The sequence below is a fragment of the Xanthomonas sp. LMG 12459 genome (genome assembly GCF_009192905.1).
Lineage (GTDB): Bacteria > Pseudomonadota > Gammaproteobacteria > Xanthomonadales > Xanthomonadaceae > Xanthomonas_A > Xanthomonas_A sontii.
In genome coordinates, this window is the sequence record NZ_NSGT01000107.1 from 1 (window position 1) to 4,158 (window position 4,158).

General features: G+C 66.1%; 8 protein-coding genes and 1 pseudogene. All 9 read right to left on the reverse strand.

Annotated features, from left to right (window positions below; translation table 11 throughout):
• The coding region (locus CEK65_RS19580; RefSeq protein WP_226980650.1) for an AI-2E family transporter at positions 1–816 on the reverse strand (816 nt) is incomplete at its 3' end.
• 202 nt (positions 817–1,018) lie between these two features.
• A complete protein-coding gene (locus CEK65_RS19585; RefSeq protein ID WP_152182720.1) occupies positions 1,019–1,408 on the reverse strand; it encodes a VOC family protein in 390 nt (129 codons plus the stop codon).
• The gene (locus CEK65_RS19590; RefSeq protein ID WP_152182721.1) at positions 1,405–1,743 is read right to left on the reverse strand and encodes a hypothetical protein; all 339 of its coding nucleotides are present in this window, start codon (positions 1,741–1,743) and stop codon (positions 1,405–1,407) included. The genes CEK65_RS19585 and CEK65_RS19590 overlap by 4 nt, the downstream gene beginning before the upstream one ends.
• Before the next feature lie 18 nt (positions 1,744–1,761).
• Positions 1,762–2,031, reverse strand: a complete 270-nt coding sequence (locus CEK65_RS19595; RefSeq protein WP_226980651.1) for a hypothetical protein — start codon at positions 2,029–2,031, stop codon at positions 1,762–1,764.
• A gap of 39 nt (positions 2,032–2,070) precedes the next feature.
• Entirely contained in the window at positions 2,071–2,253 is a 183-nt protein-coding gene (locus CEK65_RS19600) for a DUF2695 domain-containing protein (protein ID WP_150409516.1), read from the reverse strand.
• Between the two features lie 183 nt (positions 2,254–2,436).
• Positions 2,437–2,739, reverse strand: a complete 303-nt coding sequence (locus CEK65_RS19605; RefSeq protein ID WP_152182722.1) for a hypothetical protein — start codon at positions 2,737–2,739, stop codon at positions 2,437–2,439.
• 82 nt (positions 2,740–2,821) lie between these two features.
• Positions 2,822–3,058 (reverse strand): DUF1161 domain-containing protein, encoded by a 237-nt coding sequence (locus CEK65_RS19610; RefSeq protein ID WP_017915150.1) that lies wholly within the window; start codon positions 3,056–3,058, stop codon positions 2,822–2,824.
• A 216-nt stretch (positions 3,059–3,274) separates the two neighbouring features.
• A complete protein-coding gene (locus tag CEK65_RS19615) occupies positions 3,275–3,811 on the reverse strand; it encodes a hypothetical protein (protein ID WP_226980652.1) in 537 nt (178 codons plus the stop codon).
• A gap of 181 nt (positions 3,812–3,992) precedes the next feature.
• Positions 3,993–4,158, reverse strand: a pseudogene (locus CEK65_RS19620) (IS110 family transposase); the annotation flags it as partial.

Genomic DNA, 4,158 nt, shown 5'->3' on the forward strand with positions numbered 1-4,158 from the left:
CAGCAGCGCGCCCAGCGCCACCTGCGGGCTGACCGTGAAACCCAGCAGGATCGCCGGGACCGCGGCGACGATCGGGCCGACGATGGGGATGAAGTCCAGCAGCGCGGTCAACAGGCCGATGCCCAGCGCCACCGGCACGCCCAGCAGCCACAGGCCGATGCCGGTCAGGGTGCCGATCACCGCCATCGCCAGCAACTGGCCGGTCAACCACGCGCGCAGCGCCTGGCCGCTGGCGGTCAGCGCTTCGTCGGCGACGCCGCGACGGTCGCGCGGCAGCAGGTGCAGCAGGCCCTGGCGATACAGCCGCGGCTGCGCGGCCAGGTACAGCCCGCCGACCATCATCAGCACCGCGTCGGTGACGCCGCCGCCGGCCGACAGCACGATGGCGCCGGCATGCGTGGCCAGGGTCGAGGCGCCGTCGCGCAACTGGTCGGGGATGCGCTCGATCTGCGGCCCCAGCGGGCCGGACTGCAGCCAGGCATGGAACTTGTTCCAGGCTGCCGGCAAGGTGGCGCGGAAGGTGTCGATCTGCGCGGCGACCTCGGCGCCGAACAACAGCACGATCGCCGACAGCGCCAGCACCAGCACCAGGATCACCAGCGCCAGCGCCGCCCATTCCGGTAGCGGCAACCATTTGCGCAACAGCGTGGCCAGCCCGTGCAGCAGCACGCCCACCACCACCGCACCGAACACGATCAGCAGCAGCTCCGACAACTGCCAGGCCAGCAGCCCCAGCGCGCCCAGCGCCATGACGACCAGGACCCGCGCCGCGAAGGGACGCAGGGGCGAGGGGGAACTCGGGAGGGAGGCATTCATCGGTGGCGAGGATCCCGATCAGGACAATGAGCGCGGACAGTAGTGATAGCGCAGTGCAGGGCGAGCGAAGATCGTGTGCCGCCGGTCGGCGGCGCCAATCCACCGGTCGGCGTGCACGGGCGATGTCGGCGGGGCTGGTTCGACGCTGACCGGTCGGGCGTGCCGTGCTACCGGCCGGCCAGTCGACCGGCCGGAGCGGGCACTACTGCCCGGCGGGCGGCTGCCAGAGCTCGACCTTGTTGCCTTCCGGGTCGATGACCCAGGCGAAGGCGCCGTATTCGGACTCATCGATGCGGTCCAGCAAGTGGCAGCCTTCCTCGCGCAGTGCCGCGACCAGCGCGTGCAGATCGTGCACCCGGTAATTGATCATGAAGGGTGCCGTGCCGGGCGAGAAGTGCTGCTCCTGCGCCGCCGCGCCGATCGACCAGACGGTGGAGCCGGTGACTGGCGCGCCGCTGCCGTCGTTCCAGGCGAAGGCGGTGCCGCCCCAGGCCTGCACGTCGATGCCGAGATGCCGCTGGTACCAGGCCTGCAGCGCGGCCGGGTCCTGTGCCTTGAAGAAGATGCCGCCAATCCCGGTGACGCGCTTCATGGAACCTCCGCTGGTCCGATGGTGGGCTGGCCGGGCAGGGGCTCGTAACCGTCGCCGCGGCCGCTCAGCCAGCGCAGTCTACGCTTGCCGGTCTCGCCCAGGTACGCCGCGGCGGCCAGCAGCAGCGGATGCCGCAGGTCCGCGTCGATCATCAAGCGCACGTGTCCGTCCACTTCGATGTTCAGGAAATGCGCCTGATCCGCATCGTCGTCGTAGCTGCGCGCCAGCAACCGATCGCGGCCGTCGCTGAAGCGGTAGAGGGTGTAGGCATAGTGGTAACCGTACCCGTCGTCGGGCTCGCTGGCGTCCACGTGGTGGGTGATGTCGACGTGCATGTGGGTTCCGTGTGCCTGTCAGGCCGCCCTCGAGACCACGTGGCCTGTCCCTTCGCTGCCGTTCGCCCAGAGCGTGAAATCGGCGCCCGCCGGGAAGTGGGCAAGTGCGTCAGGCATCAGCAACTGTACCCCTGCGCGGAACGTGACCCCGGGCGCCGGGCTGCCGGTGAAGGTGAGGCGGGCCGACCACTGTTGCTGGTCGATGCAGAGAATGGCGCACCACTGGCCGGAGACGAGCGCAGTCGCCTTGCTTCCTGGTTGCGCAGGATGCAGCAGCAGATCGGCCAAGAAGTGATGCGGAAGGTCATGCATCAGGTCGATGTCCGGTCACGGCTTGCCCCAGCGCTCTTCGACATTGAACAGCACCTCGCAATCGCAGAAGCCTCCGTGCGCACCGAGCCAGGGGATGACCGACTCCGGAGCGACATCCTGGGACGCGAGGAACTGTGTGGTGAGTCGCAAGGAGTGATCGCAGCCATCGGCGAGTACGTCGTTCAAGTAATCGAACAAGGCCCAGAGCGTTTCTCTGGGGAGCGGAAGGGTGGCTTCCGCGGGCGCGCACTGCTTGGACTGCGCTGATCTGCGGAGTGCTTTGCGACCTTGGGCTTTCGGGTCTTCTGTCATTGTCTCTGTCGCTGGTAGAAAACAATGCTGCGGCGTAAATAGCGGAGAAGTACGGCCCGCGGCGGACAATCAGTTGTCCTTGATCCAGGCCTTGATCGCCACGGTGACCCGCTGGCGGGTCTCGGCATCCGCTTTGCGAACCAGATACGGCGACCGACTGCCTAGCACCCCGGGCGCGGTCGACTGTACGCGCTCGGCGAGCTGCGTGATGAAATCACGCCCGAGCGCGCGGTACTGCGCAACTTCCTGGGCAGTCAGCGCCATGGTCCACGCGTAACCGACCGGGCCATGGCTGCAGTTGACGTCGAGCAGAAGCGTGTCGCCGTCACGTAGCAGGAACCAGGCGTGCGGTTCGTGGTCCACTACCTGCATGGCGCCCTCTCGTGATGCGCGAGGACGACGCCTTGCGCGCGGACGCACCACGTGGCCGGCATGACGTGGCCGCGCATGCCCATTAGGTTGACGGCTTGTTCTTGCTGTACACGATCTTCTTGCTTCCCGCCGCACAACTGCCGATGACCTTCCGATCCTTGACGTCGGCGTTGTCGACGATGTTCAGCGTGTAGTCCTTGACGCCGTGGGCATCGAGTTTCGCGGTGAGCTCGGCCTTCAACTCCTCGCAGGATCTGCCCGCCGCGAAAGCGGACGAGGAGGCGAAGGCAAGCAGGAGAAGCGCGATGGCTTGTTTCATGATGGCACCGATAGTCGATGAGGGAGAAAGAGGTTGCGGAAAAAAACGTAAGGTGTGGCGGCTTTGGCATGGCGGTCGACCTGGTCGCTCTCGGGAGCAGCGCCGCCGCGCCGAGTGTAGCAAGCGCAAATTGCATCGACCGCTACCGCCACCGCACTCGGTCGGCGGCCGGTCGGGATGAACGGGACGCCGACGCCGCGGCCTGTTTCGGCGCACTCAGGGATCGACCCACACGCCTGCGTCGTACATCAACCGCATCGTGTAGTTGAGCTGGAGGGTCTGGTTCGGGCCGCAGGCGATCTGCGTGGTCTTGTCCGATGCTCCAGGTCCGGAGACGGAGATGGACGAAGCGGATCTGAGCGGCTCGAAAAGGCTGTACCGGTAGCCGCCGTTGCTGAACTCGATCGATGCGTTTCCGTTGGGAAACGTGTTGTAAGTGAAAAGACCCGTCGGCGGCTTCTGCTGTGCGGGGTACTGCAGCACCAGCTTGCCGCTCTCCGACGCTCGGTACTGCAGGTAGCCCGAGGTCCGGTTGACCGCCTTCGACGAGCATAGCGAAAACTCTCGCTTGCGCGTCTGGCACGTCCACAGGGTGAGCTCGTCCTTGCCGCACAGCGGGCTGTGCTGGTATTCGCTCTCGGACTCCTGCAGTGTCGCTTGGCTGATGGATGGCACTGGCTCAGACGCTGGTGCTGCGAGCGGCAGGCTCGTCAAGGTCGCTGTCATGGCAATGCTTGCGATTGTCTTCTTCATGTTGTGCCAATCCCGTTGTGCCGGGTCATGTCAGAGGAGAGTCGGTGTGGACGAAACGGCGGCGTCGCCTGTTGCAGCATGGAGGTCTAATGCGGAGGCCGGGACCTTGCCAATAGCGTCCGAGCGCGCCTGCCCAGCTTGTCGCGATCTTTCAAGTAGATCGTAGATACCGTCTTCCCCCCTAGCAGGCAAGGCCCCTTTTCGGGTCGAACGCCGTGCCCGATTTGAGAACCCCGTAGGCCAGGTGCAGGAGCTTGCGCATGGCGGCGCACACGATCTGCTTGCCGGTTTTGCCACGTTCGCTCAGCCGCTGTTTCAGCGCCCGGATGATCGGGTTGTGGGTCATG